Source organism: Streptomyces sp. RK9, assembly GCF_045070545.1.
GTDB classification, from domain to species: Bacteria; Actinomycetota; Actinomycetes; order Streptomycetales; family Streptomycetaceae; genus Streptomyces; species Streptomyces alboflavus.
The window spans coordinates 1,671,959-1,685,543 of record NZ_CP173704.1 but is presented as its reverse complement, the minus strand read 5'-3'; the positions used below and the strand labels follow the sequence as shown (position 1 = coordinate 1,685,543).

11 protein-coding genes and 2 pseudogenes are annotated in these 13,585 nt (G+C 74.1%); 8 read left to right on the top strand and 5 right to left on the bottom strand.

The features are described 5' to 3' along the window. Positions 1-130 precede the first annotated feature (130 nt). A complete protein-coding gene (locus AB6L24_RS27735) occupies positions 131-1,165 on the top strand; it encodes a MurR/RpiR family transcriptional regulator (protein WP_405659621.1) in 1,035 nt (344 codons plus the stop codon). An 11-nt stretch (positions 1,166-1,176) separates the two neighbouring features. Here the strand turns inward: AB6L24_RS27735 and AB6L24_RS27730 are convergent, their stop codons facing one another. After that, positions 1,177-1,317, bottom strand: coding sequence for a hypothetical protein (locus AB6L24_RS27730; RefSeq protein WP_405659619.1), 141 nt, complete (start codon positions 1,315-1,317; stop codon positions 1,177-1,179). Positions 1,318-1,470: 153 nt separating this feature from the next. Here AB6L24_RS27730 and AB6L24_RS27725 point away from each other — a divergent pair, with 153 nt between their 5' ends. The 3 genes and pseudogenes from AB6L24_RS27725 to AB6L24_RS27715 all read left to right on the top strand — a co-directional run bounded on the left by AB6L24_RS27725 (position 1,471) and on the right by AB6L24_RS27715 (position 4,739). Continuing rightward, a complete protein-coding gene (locus tag AB6L24_RS27725) occupies positions 1,471-2,004 on the top strand; it encodes a DUF6879 family protein (protein ID WP_405659617.1) in 534 nt (177 codons plus the stop codon). A gap of 24 nt (positions 2,005-2,028) precedes the next feature. Beyond that, a pseudogene (locus AB6L24_RS27720) lies at positions 2,029-2,747 on the top strand (Scr1 family TA system antitoxin-like transcriptional regulator). Between the two features lie 108 nt (positions 2,748-2,855). Continuing rightward, a complete protein-coding gene (locus tag AB6L24_RS27715) occupies positions 2,856-4,739 on the top strand; it encodes an AMP-dependent synthetase/ligase (protein WP_405659615.1) in 1,884 nt (627 codons plus the stop codon). On the opposite strand, the gene AB6L24_RS27710 is transcribed toward AB6L24_RS27715, so the two are convergent. Together AB6L24_RS27710 and AB6L24_RS27705 are read right to left on the bottom strand one after the other, a co-directional pair. Next, positions 4,736-5,050 carry an AzlD domain-containing protein gene (locus AB6L24_RS27710; RefSeq protein WP_405659612.1) on the bottom strand — a complete coding sequence of 105 codons (315 nt, stop codon included), beginning with the start codon at positions 5,048-5,050 and terminating at the stop codon, positions 4,736-4,738. The two genes, AB6L24_RS27715 and AB6L24_RS27710, sit on opposite strands and share 4 nt — an antisense overlap. Next, positions 5,047-5,919: an AzlC family ABC transporter permease gene (locus AB6L24_RS27705; protein ID WP_405659610.1), complete on the bottom strand. Its 873-nt coding sequence runs from the start codon at positions 5,917-5,919 to the stop codon at positions 5,047-5,049. The genes AB6L24_RS27710 and AB6L24_RS27705 overlap by 4 nt, the downstream gene beginning before the upstream one ends. Positions 5,920-6,030: 111 nt before the next feature. Here AB6L24_RS27705 and AB6L24_RS27700 point away from each other — a divergent pair, with 111 nt between their 5' ends. The 3 genes from AB6L24_RS27700 (at position 6,031) to AB6L24_RS27690 (ending at position 9,257) form a co-directional block, all read left to right on the top strand. Continuing rightward, positions 6,031-6,636: a helix-turn-helix domain-containing protein gene (locus AB6L24_RS27700; protein WP_405659607.1), complete on the top strand. Its 606-nt coding sequence runs from the start codon at positions 6,031-6,033 to the stop codon at positions 6,634-6,636. Positions 6,637-6,752: 116 nt separating this feature from the next. Next, the gene (locus AB6L24_RS27695; RefSeq protein ID WP_405659604.1) at positions 6,753-7,883 is read left to right on the top strand and encodes an AraC family transcriptional regulator ligand-binding domain-containing protein; all 1,131 of its coding nucleotides are present in this window, start codon (positions 6,753-6,755) and stop codon (positions 7,881-7,883) included. Between the two features lie 189 nt (positions 7,884-8,072). Then, positions 8,073-9,257 (top strand): lipase family protein, encoded by a 1,185-nt coding sequence (locus AB6L24_RS27690; RefSeq protein WP_405659601.1) that lies wholly within the window; start codon positions 8,073-8,075, stop codon positions 9,255-9,257. Here the strand turns inward: AB6L24_RS27690 and AB6L24_RS27685 are convergent. After that, positions 9,254-10,765: an MFS transporter gene (locus tag AB6L24_RS27685; protein ID WP_405659599.1), complete on the bottom strand. Its 1,512-nt coding sequence runs from the start codon at positions 10,763-10,765 to the stop codon at positions 9,254-9,256. The genes AB6L24_RS27690 and AB6L24_RS27685 overlap by 4 nt on opposite strands. 176 nt (positions 10,766-10,941) lie before the next feature. Between AB6L24_RS27685 and AB6L24_RS27680 the strand changes: the two are divergent. Next, positions 10,942-11,819 (top strand): annotated as a pseudogene (locus AB6L24_RS27680) (helix-turn-helix transcriptional regulator). A 53-nt stretch (positions 11,820-11,872) separates the two neighbouring features. Here AB6L24_RS27680 and AB6L24_RS27675 read toward each other — a convergent pair. Next, positions 11,873-13,420, bottom strand: a complete 1,548-nt coding sequence (locus AB6L24_RS27675) for an alpha/beta hydrolase (RefSeq protein WP_405659596.1) — start codon at positions 13,418-13,420, stop codon at positions 11,873-11,875. Positions 13,421-13,585 lie beyond the last annotated feature (165 nt).

Below are 13,585 nucleotides of genomic sequence, written 5' to 3'. Positions count from 1 at the left end.
CGCGACGGAGAGGTCCCCGGGACCGCCGTCCTGTAACGTCGGTTACGGAACTCTCTCTCCTTGGAATGCGTTGTCCAGGAGAGTAACGGGGATCACACGGGAGTCAAGAGCTGTAATGGAGATTTCAGGGATGCCTGAGGGTGAGGCGGGCGGCGGGAGCGGCGCGGCGGGGCCGGGCGGGCCGGGGTCCGGCCAGGACGGCGGCGCGACGGAGACAGGCGGGCCGGGGTCCGGCCAGGACGGCGGCGCGACGGGGACGGCCGGGTCGGGGCGCGGCGGGGACGGCGCCGCGGGCGGCCTGGCCCGGCTGCGGGTCGCCGTGCGGGACCAGTGGGAGACGCTGTCCGCGTCGGAGCGCGCGGTGGCGCAGTACCTGGCGGGGGCGCCCGCCGAGTCCCTCCTCTTCGCCTCCGCGCAGGAACTCGGCTCGGCGAGCGGCACGAGCAACGCCACGGTCGTCAGGGCCCTCCAGCGCCTGGGGTACGCGGGCCTGCCCGCCCTCAAGCGCGACCTCACGGCGGACTTCACCTCCAGCGTCGCGCCCGAGGTCCGGCTCGCCCAGCGCATCGCGCACGTCGGGCGGGACCTCGGCGGCATCTGGGACGAGGTGTTCGACGAGGCCCAGGACCGCATCGGGCACGCCCGCCGCCTCACCACGGACGAGGCGCTGCGCACGGCGGTCGGCGCGCTCGCCGGGGCGGGCGAGATCCACTGCTTCGGGGTCGCCGCGTCCGAACTGGCCGCCCGCCACCTGGCGTTGGCGCTCGGCCGCATCGGGCGGCGGGCCCGGCACGTGGGAGCGACCGGCTTCGCCCTCGCCGACGACCTGCTCGCGCTGCGGCGGGGTGACGCCGTCGTCATCTTCCAGCCCGGACGGGCCCTGCCGGAGCTGTCCGTGCTGATCGACCGGGCGCGGGCGGTGGGGGCGCGGGTCGTGCTGGTCACCGACGAGTTGGCGGAGGTGTACGGCGACCGGGTCGACGCGGTCCTGACGGCACCGCACACGCCCACGGGGATCACGACGGAGGCACTCACGGCCCTGGTGGTCGCCGACGTCCTGCTGCTGGCGCTGACCACGCTGGACGAGGGGCGGGCCGTGGAGACGTCGCACCAACTCACGGTGCTGCGGGAGCAGTTGCTGGACACGAAGCGGCGCAAGCCCTGACCGGCGAGCCCCTACTTCCGGTGGGCGCGCGCGGCGGCGCCCTGGGCCGCCTTCAGTGCGGCCAGGTGCCCGGGGTCGCACAGGTCGCCGGGCGCCGACGGCGGGACCACCCACCGCGTCAGCGCCGGGAGGGGGTGGCCGAGGCGGGGCACCCCGAGGAGCGTGTTCGTGCTGAGCCGCTCCTCGGTTCCGTGCCACGCGGCGTCCGTGGCGATGAGGACGTAGTACGGTGCCGGGCATCCCCGTCCACGAGACCGTGATCCGCGTTCCTGCCCGTCTGGTCCCGGTCCTGAGGGAGGCCTGCGATGCTGCAGAGCGCGCTCAGCTCTGACGACCTCCTCGATGCCGCGCGGCACTCGGCGGTGCACCTCGAGATGCGTGACCAGTACGCCGTCGGAGACGAGGCCGACGACTTCGACTCCTGGCTACGAACCGGCCGTCGGGACGTCGACCCCGGCTCGGAGTACTGGGCGCCCTGGGTCGACATGATCGCCGGCGCGGTCGCCCGTGGCGTGGTCGTACGGCGTGCACGCATCGTGTCCGAACCGGTCACCGACTACATCCGCTACGAGCACGCCGGGGCGGTCGTCAACGTCGCGGCCGGGGAGCAGGTTCGATGGCTGCCCCGACCGCGCGCGGTCGACTTGATGCTGCCCGGCGCCGACCTGTGGATCTTCGACGGGACGCGCGTGCTGTTCAACCACTTCACAGGGGACGGGAACTGGGCCGACCCGGACATGGAGTTGCGCTCCGAGCCCGGCATCGTCAAACAATGTGTCGACGCGTTCGAAGCCGTCTGGGAACGCGCCGTCCCGCACGAGCAGTACGAGATCCACTGACACCGAAGGCACCACGGCCAGCTCATGCCCGTCTCACCGTCGTCCTCAGCCCACGCCGCCCGCGAGAACGTGGCGCGGCGGCTTCGAGGCCTGCGGAGGAACGCCGGTCTGACGGTCACCGAGCTGGCCACCCAGTGCGGCTGGCACCACGCCAAGACCAGCCGGATCGAGAACGCGCACACCCCGCCCTCGCCCACGGACATCCGTCTGTGGTGCCGTGCGACCGGCGCCACGGAACACATCCCGGACCTGCTCGCCGCCTCACAGCACGCCGATTCGCTCTACCGCGAATGGCGCCGCCGCGTCCGGACGGGCCTGGCCTGGACGTACCCGACGACGGGGTGGACGCCGCAGCAGCACGCGTGCAGCGCTCGCAGGTCATCCACGAGCCGGGCCACCGCTTCGTGTTCGTGATCGAGGAAGCGGTGCTGCGCTACCAACTCGGTGACGCCGACGCGATGGCCGCGCAGTTGGGATACCTGTTGACCGCCGGGGCCCTCCCTCAGGTGTCGTTCGGGATCATCCCGACGGCGACGCGCGAGCGTGCGCTGTCGCCGCAGGAGACGTTCGACGTGCACGACGACACGCTGGTGTCGGTGGAGCTGCTGTCCGCCGAGGTGAACGTCACCCAGCCGTCCGAGATCGCCTTGTACGTGAAGGCATTCGAGCAGCTGCGGAGCATGGCTGTGTACGGCGCCGACGCGCGCGCGTTGATCGTGCAGGCCATCGACGCGCTGCGCTGATCCCGGACCGGGCACACCTGGACGTGCCGGCTCCGATGAGCGCCCCGGCCAGCGGCGCTGACGTTTCCCGTCATCCTCCCCGCCGACGCCCCTCCCTAGCGTCGAGCCATGACCCCTCCCGCGCCGCCGCAGCCCGACCGCCCCCGCACCCTGTCCGTCCTCACCGAGTGGGCGGCCGACCGTCACGGCGGGCTGCCCGCGCTGCGGTTCAAGCGGGGCGGTGGCTGGCAGGAGGTGTCGTACGAGGGGCTGCGTGCCGCCGTACGCGACGCGGGGCGCGCCCTCCTCGGTCTCGGCGTCGCACCGGGCGACCGCGTGGCCGTCCTCGCCGAGACCCGCGTGGAGTGGACGTACGCGCACTTCGGGACGATGGCCGCGGGCGCGGTCGTGGTGCCGGTGTACCCGACGGCGGGCGACGACGAGGTGACCTGGGTGCTCGGGGACTCCGGGGCCTCCGTGGTGCTCTGCGAGGACGCGGCCCAGGCGGCGAAGGTGGAGCGGCTGCGGGGGAAGCTGCCCGGGGTGCGGGAGGTCGTGGTGATGACGGGGCCGGAGGCGTACGCGGCGCCCGCGCCCGGCACCACCGACGCGCCACCCGAACGGGCCGACACCCCGGCCGACAGCACAGCCAAGGCCCCGGCCGACAGCACAACCGAATCCCCGGCCGACACCGCAGCCGCCCCCCTCCTCGCCCGCGCCCGAGCCCGCACCCCCGCCGACCCCGCCACCATCATCTACACCTCCGGCACCACCGGACCCCCCAAGGGCTGCGTCCTCACCCACGGCAACATCGGCGCCGTACAGGACGCCTCGCTGCCCCTGATCGAGGGCGGCCCGGGCGACGCCGCGTACCTCTACCTCCCCCTCGCCCATCTCCTCGCGCAGTTCATCGAGTTCACCACCCTCATCGTTGGCGGCACGCTCGTGTACTTCGGCGGCCGGATCGAGGACGTCGTCGCCGAGCTGGCCGAGGCGCGGCCCACCCATCTGCCGTCCGTGCCGCGCCTCTTCGAGAAGATCCACTCGGTGGTGCTCTCGCTCGCCGAGTCGCAGGACGGCGGGCGCGAACGCTTCGAGGAGGCCGTACGGATCGGCGTGCTCGCGGCCGAAGGCGCCCTGCCCGACGAGCTGCGCGACGCGCACGAGGCCGCCGACAAGACCTTGTACGGGCCGGTCAGGCAGGCCCTCGGCGGGCGCCTGCGGTGGGCGCTGACCGGCGGCGCGCCGATCGCCCCGCACGTCCTGGACTTCCTGCGGGCCTGCGGCATCCGGGTCTTCGAGGGGTACGGGATGACCGAGTCCGGCGGCGTCATCAGCCTCAACCATCCGGCCGCCGTGCGGTACGGCACCGTCGGGCGGCCCGTCGCGGGCTGCGAGGTGCGCATCGCGGACGACGGCGAAGTGCTCGCCCGCGGCGCCAACGTCTTCCCCGGCTACCACGCCGACGAGCCCGCGACCCGTGCCGCCCTCGACGACGACGGCTGGCTGCACACCGGCGACCTGGGCGCCCTCGACGCGGACGGCTATCTGCGCATCACCGGCCGCAAGAAGGACCTCATCATCACCTCGGCCGGCAAGAACCTCACCCCGTCCCTGTCCGAACTCGCCATCCAGGCCTCCCGGTTCGTCTCCCGCGCGGTGATGGTCGGCGACCGGCGCCCGCACCCCGTCGCGCTCATCACCCTCGACGCGGAGGAGGTCGCGGGCTGGGCCTCCCGGTCGGGCCTGACCCTCACCGAGCCCGCATCGGCCGACCCGAGGGTCCGCGCCCTCGTCCAGGAGGCGGTCGACGCGGCCAACGCACAGGTTTCGCGCCCGGCGATGATCCGGACTTTCGCTGTCCTGGATGAGGACTTCTCGGTGGCGGACGGACTGCTGACGCCCAGCCTGAAGGTGCGGCGGCGGGCGGTGGTGGAGCGGTACGCGGCGGTGGTGGAGAAGTTGTACGCGGCGGAGAAGGCCGACCAGTCGACCAGCCGACCGGCCGACTAGGAGACGCCCACGAGCCGCAGCAGCGCCGTCGCCCCCGCCGCGCCCACCACGACGAACGCGAACGGCGCGCGCCGCCACGCGAGGACGCCCCCGACCAGCACCCCCAGCGGACGCGCCCAGCCCGCGAACCCCTGCCCCTCGGTGAGCGCACCGGTGGCGAGCAGCGCGACGAGCAGCACGGTCGCACCCACGGTCAGCAACTCCTGTACGCGGACGGGCAGTTCGACGCGGCCGTGGAGGAGCGGTCCGGCGAGGCGGAAGGCGTAGGTGCCGGCGGCGAGGACGAGGACGCAGAGGAGGTAGGCGTTCATGAGGGGGCTCCCGGGGAGGCGGGGGCGGGCTCGGGGGTGGGATCTTCGGGGGCCTGGGCCTGGGCCTGGGCGTGGGCCTGGGCCTGGGCCTGGGCCTGAGGCTCGTCCGGAGCCGCGCCCCGCCCCTCGGCCGCAGCGGCCACCGCCCCCTTGCCCGACCCCCTCCGCATCGCCACGAGCCCCAGCAGCGCGAGCAGCACCGGCGCCCCCGCGGGCAGCACCGGCGTGGCCGCGACGGCGATCACCGCGCCGAGGGCCCCGGCCCTGCGCGCGTTGCCGCTGTCCCGCAGCGCGGGCATGACCAGCGCGAGCAGCACCGCGGGGAACGCGGCGTCGAGTCCGAACCGCGCGGTGTCGCCGAGCGCCGAACCGGCGACCGCGCCCGCGAGCACGCTCACGTTCCACACGGCGAAGAGGCCGATCCCCGATATCCAGAACGCGGCCTTCCGGCTGCGCCGGTCCGGCTGGGCGAGGACGAAGGCCGCCGTCTCGTCGGTGATCAGGTGCGCGCCCACGAGGCGTGCCGCCCAGGACCGGCCCAGGCTGTCGGCGACGGCCAGGCTGAAGGCCGCCGTACGGGAGTTGAGCAGCAGCCCGGTGGCCGCCGCGGCCGCGGCGCCGCCACCGCCGGCGAGCACGGCGACGGCGCTGAACTGGGCGGAGCCCGCGTACACGAGCAGGGACATGGCGACAGGGACCCAGACCGGCAGGCCGTCCGCGACGGCGATCGCGCCGAAGGAGACGCCGACGACGAGGTCGGCGGCCCAGACGAGGGCGATGTCGCGCAGGACGCCCGGGGGCAGGTCGGAGAGCCGGACGAACCCCGTCGTTCGGTCTGCGGGGTCATCCGTTCGGTGTGGCGAACGCATGCCACGTAGCATGGTCAGATCACGAAGCGTTCGTCAAGCCGAACGATTGGTACCCTGTACCGAACGAATAGGCCGGAATCCCGGACCGACAGCGCAGGGAGCGTGCAGCGCATGACCGACCTCGGCGACGGCGCCAAGGACCCCCGACCGGGCGGCGGGAACGCACCCGCGGGCCTGCCCCGCGACTGGGTCGCCGCCGCCCTGCGCCGGGAGCGCACCCGGGCCGGCCTCTCCCTCTCCGAGCTGGCCAAACGCGCCGGAATCGCCAAGTCCACGCTGTCCCAGCTGGAGGCGGCCACGGGCAACCCGGGCATCGAGACGCTGTGGGCGCTCGCGGTGGGCCTGGGCGTGCCGTTCAGCGTGCTCGTCGAGTCACCGGGCCCCGCCGTGACGGTGATCCGGGCGGGCGAGGGCCCGACGATGCGCGCCGAGCAGGCCTCGTACGCGGGCACGCTCCTGTCGGCGGGCCCGTCCGGCGTGCGGCGCGACATCTACCACGGCGCCATGGAGCCGGGCTCCGTGCGCGCGTCCGAGCCGCACATCCCCGGATCCGTGGAACACCTGATCGTCAGCACGGGCCGGATGCTCGCGGGCCCGGACGGCGAACAGGTCGAGCTGGACCCCGGCGACTACATGTCGTACCGGGGCGATGTCCCGCACGCGTACGAGGCGTTGGTGCCGGGCACGACGTTCGTCCTGGTGATGCAGCACGTGTAGGCCGCCCGGGCCCGCCCCCGATCGGCGTCGGGGCGACGGCGGGCCGATTCGGCCAACCCCGGGGCTCCCCCGCCGCCCCCTTCTTGCCCGCGCCCCCGACGGCTAACGTCATGACCATGGCCAGGCGGACGATCACCGTGCACCATGTGCGGGCCGTGCTGCGCGGGGCCGAGCGCGCGGGCGTCGACACCGTGCCGCTGCTGCAGGCCGCGCAGATACCGCCCCTGCTCCTCGGGGACGACCGGGCGCGCATCACGGCGCCGCAGTTCGCCCGGCTGTTCCGGCAGTTGTACCGCGCGACGGACGACGAGTTCCTGGGGCTCGGGTCGTCGCCGAGCAGGCCGGGGACGTTCGCGATGATGTGTTACGCCGCGCTGGGCTGCCGCGACCTGGGGACGGCGATGGAGCGCGGGGTGACCTTCTACGGGCTGTTCCCCGGCGGCCCGGACCTCGCCCTGACCCGTACGGACGACGGTGTCGTCTTCACCGTACGCAACGACCTCGACCAGGACTTCTTCCTCGCCGAGTGCCTGGTCATCATCTGGCACCGGCTGTGCAGCTGGCTGATCGGCCGCCGCATCGAGCTGGGCTGGGCCGACTTCGGCCATCCACCGCCCCCGCACAAGGACGAGTACGAGGAGCTGTTCGGCTGCCCCGTCCGGTTCGGCGCGGAGCGCACCGGCGCCGGGCTCGCCCCGCACTGGCTGGCCGCGCCGCTGGTGCGGGACGAGGACGCGCTCGCGGCGATGCTGCGGCGGGCGCCGTTCGACCTGCTCTCGCGGCGGGAGTACGGGACGACGGTCGCCGAGCAGGTGCGGCGGGCGCTCGCCGTGGCGCTGCGGGACTCGCCGCGGCTGCCCTCGCTCGGGGAGATCGCGGCGCGGCTCGCGGTCAGCCCGGCGACGCTGCGGCGGCGGCTCGCGCAGGAGTCGACGTCGTACCAACGGCTGAAGGACGCGGTGCGGCGGGACGCGGCGATCGCGGGGCTCGCGGAGGGGCGGGAGCCGATCGCGCGGCTCGCGGCGCGGCTCGGCTTCTCCGAGGACACGGCGTTCCACCGGGCGTTCCGGCGGTGGACGGGGACGACGCCGGGGGCGTATCGGGCGGAGGTGCCGGGTGGGCGGGAGGTCGGGGAGGCCCGCGCCCCCGACCCGGCGGAGCCCTGCCGCCCCGACGCGCCGGGGGCGCACGCCGCAGGTTCACCGTCCCGCCCGGGCAGGGCTGATACACCAGGTCAACGAAGCTGAGCTTTCCCGTCAGCCCGGAACTTACTCAGTAGTCACTACGGTCGACGCCTGTACACAACCCCTTCCCGTCCCCCCTCGTCCCGTCCGGCCCAGCGCCACCCGCTTCACCCGCTCGACTCGTCCCACCCAGCTCCACCCGCTCCACCCCGCTCGACCTTTCTTTCCCCCACGAACAGTTGGGAGAGCCGCATGCACCTACCCACCAGCTTCAGAGCCGTCGCCCTGACGGCCGCCGCGGGCCTGGCGGCCGCGACCCTCACGACCACCGCGCACGCCCAGGACACGAACGCCCCCGCCGACGACCGCGCCCCGGCCGCCGCACCCGGCGACATCGTCAGCTCCGAGCCGAGCGCCTTCCACCCTCTGCCCGGCCAGCCCACGAACACCAAGGCCTGGAAGATCCACTACCGCTCGACCACCGCCAAGGGCGCCCCGAACACTGTCTCCGGCACGGTCATCGTGCCGCAGGACGGCCGCACGGGCCCGCGCCCGCTCATCACCTACGCCGTCGGCACGGTCGGCGTCGGCGACCACTGCGCGCCGAGCGCCGGGTTCCCCCGCGGCACCACGATGGAGGCGAACCTCATCCAGCAGCTCACCCTGCGCGGCTGGGCGGTCGCCGTGACCGACTACGAGGGCCTCGGGACGCCCGGCGACCACACGTACACGGTCGGCAGGGCGGAGGGCCAGGCGGTCCTGGACGCCGCGCGGGCCGCGATCCGGCTGCCCGAGGCGGGCCTGTCGAAGGAATCGCCGGTCGGCATCATGGGCTACTCGCAGGGCGGCCAGGCCTCCTCGTGGGCGGCCGAGCTGCACGGTTCGTACGCCCCCGACCTCAAGGTCAAGGGCACGGCGACCGGCGGCGTGCCCGGGGACCTGCAGAAGGTGGCCGCCTTCAACGACGGCTCGTACGGCTCGGGCCTGATCTTCATGGCGGCCATCGGCCAGAACGCGGCGTTCCCCGAGCTGAAGCTGGAGTCGTACCTGAACCCGGCGGGCAAGGCGCTGATCGGCGCGCTGCGCAACAGCTGCGTGGCGGACGGCGCGGTCCTCGGCTCGTTCAAGCGGATCAAGGACATGACGGTCAAGAACCCCCTCGACCAGCCGGACTGGCAACAGCGCCTGCGCGAGTCCCAGGTCGGCACCCGCGCCCCCGACGCGCCGGTGTACCTCTACCACGCCCTCGCCGACGAACTGATCCCGTACGGCGTCGGCACCCAGGTCCGCAAGGACTGGTGCGCCCGCAAGGCGAACGTGGAGTGGCACACCGTCCCGCTCGGCGAACACGTCACCGGCGTGATCACCCAGTCGCCGCTGGCGGCACAGTGGCTGGCGGAGCGGTTCGCGGGGAAGCCGGCGAGGGGCAACTGCTAGCGGGGACCCGTCCCGGCCCCGGGTGAAGCCGTCCGCCTCCGGGCGGGCGGCTTCGCCGTCTCCGTACGCGGCAGCAGCCACCTCGAAAGCGCCGCCGTCACGAGCAGCGTCACGCCGACCACCACGAGCCCCTGCCGCATCCCCGCCACCGCGAAGCCGGACCCGCCGTCCCCGCCGCCGATGAGGGCGCCGAACAGGGCCACCGACAGCGCGCCGCCCGTCTGGCGCAGGGAGTTGAGGAGGCCGGACGCCGTGCCCGCGCGGTGGCCGGGGACGGCGTCGAGGAGCAGGGCCGTCAGCGCGGGCACGGCGAGCGCGCCGCCGATGCCCGTCGGGGCGAGGAGCAGCAGAACCAGCCACAGGGGTGTGTCCGCGGCGAGCGGAAGCAGCGCGAACATGGCGATCGCGAGGACGAGTTGGCCGGTCACGATGACCGCGCGGCGCCCGACGCGGTCGGCGAGCGGGGCCGACATCAGGTTCGTCGACGTGATGAGCGCGGCCAGCGGCACGAACATCAGGCCCGTCGCGATCCCCGACATGCCGAGCAGTTCCTGGCAGTACAGGCCGAGCAGGAACACCACGCCGTAGAAGCCCGCGTTCACCGCGAAGCCGACGGCGAGGGAGACGCCGACCTCGCGCCGCCGCAGCAGCGGGAGCGGCACCATGGGCGCGCGGTGGCGCTTCTCGGCGGCGTGGAAGGCGAATCCGGCGGCGACCGTGACCGCCACGGCCGCGAGGACCGCCGGGTGCGTCCAACCCGCGTGGCCGCCCTCGATGACGGCGTACGCGAGTCCGGCGAGGGCGAGCACCGCGGCGAGCTGGCCGGGTAGGTCGAGCGGGGAAGGGCGGCGCGGGGACGGCGCGACGCGGGCGAGGAGCAGCAGGACCAGCGCCCCCACCGGCAGGTTCAGCAGGAACACCGCCCGCCAGCCCACCGTCTCCGACAGCACCCCGCCGAGCACCGGGCCCGCCGCCATCGCGACCGAGCCGCCCACCGTCCACAGCGCGATGGCGCGGGCGCGGCGCCGCGGGTCGTCGTACGCCTGCCGGATCAGCGCGAGCGAGGCCGGCATGACGACCGCCGCGGCCGCGCCCTGCGCCACCCTGGCCGCGATCAGCCAGCCGATGCCGGGCGCCAGCGCGCAGGCCAGCGAGGCGAGGGCGAACAGGGCCGTCCCCCAGGCGTACGCGCGCCGCGCCCCCGCCCGGTCCGCGAGCGCCCCCGCCGAGATCATCAGCGCCGCGAACATCAGCGTGTACGCGTCCACGACCCACTGCAGGCCCGTCATGCCGCCGTGCAGGTCGGCGCGGATGCCGGGCAGGGCGATGTTCACCGCGGACACGTCGACCGTGATGACGGTGAAGCCGAGCAGGGCGGCGACGAGGGCGAGGGCGGGGCGCTCGGGGCGGGTGGGTGCCGCGGGTTCCGTGGGGAGTGCGGGTTCCGCAGGGAGTGCGGGCTCCGTCGGCCCGGCTGGCCGGTCCGTGCAGGGGACGGTGGACGACATGCGGAATCTCCTGGGTGCGAGAGGGGCACGAGGCCCGCGAAGGGCTCGGGGGCGAGGGGGTGCGGCCGGGTGGGCCACGTCCACCTTCCGCCGCCCGCGCGCCCCCCGGCAGACCGCGGCGTTCCTGGCCCTGACACGGCCCCCCACTTCTCCGCCGGCTCACGGACACTGGACCCATGACGCACGGCACTTCCCCGGAGAGAAACGGCACCGAGCTGGGCCGCTACCTGCGCGCCCGGCGCGCCCAGGTCAGCCCGGCGGAGGCGGGCCTGCCGGCCGGGACGGGCCTGCGCCGGACGCCGGGGCTGCGCCGTGGGAGCTGGCGACGCTCGCGGGGGTCAGCGTCGACTACTACACGCGCCTGGAGCGCGGCCGCGAGACCAACCCCTCACCGGCCGTGATCGACTCGCTGGCCCGCGCGCTGCGGCTGTGCGGCGACGCCCACGAGCGCCTGCACGAGCTGGCCGAGCTGGCGTCGGGCCGGATCGGCGAACCGCCGCCGACCACCGAGTTCGCGGTGCGCGACACCGTCGTGCGGATGCTGGACGCCCTGCGCCCGCTGCCCGCGTACGTGGTGAGCCCGCACAACTACCTGCTCGCCGCGAACACCCCGGGCCGCCGCCTGATGCCGGGCCTGTTCGACTGGCCCGCCGAGCAGCGCAACATCACCCGCTACATGTTCCTGCACCCCGTCGGCCGCGAGCTGTACGTGCCGTGGGAGGAGACCGTCGCCAAGTCGGTGGCGCATCTGCGCGCGGTCGGCGGGCGCGACCCGGACTCGCCGCAGCTGGCCGCCCTGGTCGGGGAACTCTGTCTGAAGTCGGGGGAGTTCGCGCGCATGTGGGACCGGTACGAGGTGCGGGAGCGCGGCGGCGGCGTGAAGTCGTTCGCGCACCCGAAGGCGGGGGCGATGTCCCTCACGTACGAGGTGATGCGCCTGGCAAGGACGGGCGGGCAGCGCCTGGTCACCTACCAGGCGGAGCCGGGCAGCGCGGACGAGGCGGCGATGCTGAGGCTGGACCCGGCGGCCCGCACGGCGCCGCCGCACCCCTAGCCGCGCCCGGCCCCGGACGCGCACCCGCGCCCATCGCGCACGCCCACCCCGGGCTACTCCGCCGAGCACGAACTCCCGTTCTTCGGCATCTGCTTGTACAGCAGGAACGCGTCCACCTTGTCCTTCACGCACTTCGAGCCGAAGTAACCGGTGTGCCCGTCGCCCCTGTTGTCGAGGACGACCGCGGAGGAGCCGAGCCGCTCGGCGGTCTCCACCGTCCAGCGGTACGGCGTGGCGGGGTCGCCGCGGGTGCCGACGAGCAGGAACTTCGGGGTGTCGACGTCGCGTACGTCCTCGCGGATGTAGTCCGTGCCCGCGGGCCGACCGAAGCAGAGCAGCACCGGCAGCAGCATCGACTTGCCGAAGACGGGCGACGCCTCCTCGAACTCCTCCTGGAGGCGGCCGACTTCCCGCTCGACGCGCTTGGCGTCCGGCCGGTCGGGGTCGTCCGCGCAGTTCACGGCCATGAGCGCGGCGGAGGAGTTGTCCGCGGGGACCTCCGTGCGCCCGCCGGAGGCACGCGCCTGCACCGGCGAGCCGCCCATCGAGCCGCCCATCCGGAGCAGCGCCCGCGGGTCGCCGTCCGCGAGCAGCGCGCCGAGCGCCTGGGACAGGGCGGGCCAGGCCTGCCTGCTGTAGAGCGCGCTGCCGAGCACGCTCACCACGTCCTGTCCGGTGAACTCCTGGCCGTCCATGGAGCGCAGCGGGTACGCGTCGAGGTCGTCGATGAGCTTGGTCATGGCGTGCCGGGCGTTGCGCGAGTCCTCGCCGAACACACAGCCCGCGTTCTTGGTGCACCAGAGCAGGAAGTTGTCGAGGGCGGTCTGCCGTCCCTCCGCGCCCACCAGGGCCTGCTCGGCCACGTCCTCCGTCAGCGTGTCCACGCCGTCGAGGACCATCCGGCCGACCTTCTTCGGGAACTGCGCCGTGTACACCGCGCCGAGCCGCGTCCCGTACGAGAAGCCCAGGTAGTTGAGCTTCTTGTCGCCGAGGGCCTGGCGCATGACGTCCAGGTCGCGGGAGACGTTCACGGTGCCGATGTACGGAAGGACGGGGCCGGACTTCTTCGCGCACTCCGCGGCCGTCGCGCGCAGCTCCTTCAGGATCGCCGACGCGTCGCCGGGGTCCTCCACGTCGTCTCCGGGCTCGGGGTCCCCGCCGCAGCTCACGGGCTCGCTCAGGCCCACGCCGCGCGGGTCGAAGCCGACGACGTCATAGCCCTTGCCGACGTAGCCGAAGTCCTTCTTGGCGTCCGCGAGCCCCGCCACGCCCGCGCCGCCGGGGCCGCCGAAGTTCACCAGGAGCGAGCCGCGCTTGTCGCCGCTGGACTTGATCTTCAGCAGGGCGAGGCGGATGGTGCCGCGGCCGGGGTCGGCGTAGTCCAGCGGGACCTTGACCGTGCCGCAGGTGACGTCCTTGTCCTTGGTCACGTCCTCCGACAGGTTCTGCACGTCGGGCTTGCAGGCCGCCCACTTGATCTTCTGCGTGTAGAAGCGCTTCAGGTCGGGCTGCGCGGGTCCGGACGGGTCGGCCGCCGCGGGCAGTCCTGCGACGGCCAGAGCCAGGGCTGCGACGGCGGTGAGTGCGGGTGTGCTGCGCACAGCGACCTCCAAGAGGTGCGGTTCCCCTCCGGTCACCCTAGGCGCCCCCGGCCCGCCCCGCCCGTTCAGCCCAGTCACGCTCCGTGTTCACCGAGGGCTCGTCCGGACCCGGCGCCCGCCCCGGGAACGCGCCGGTACGAGCCCTCTCACCACCTCGATCATTCA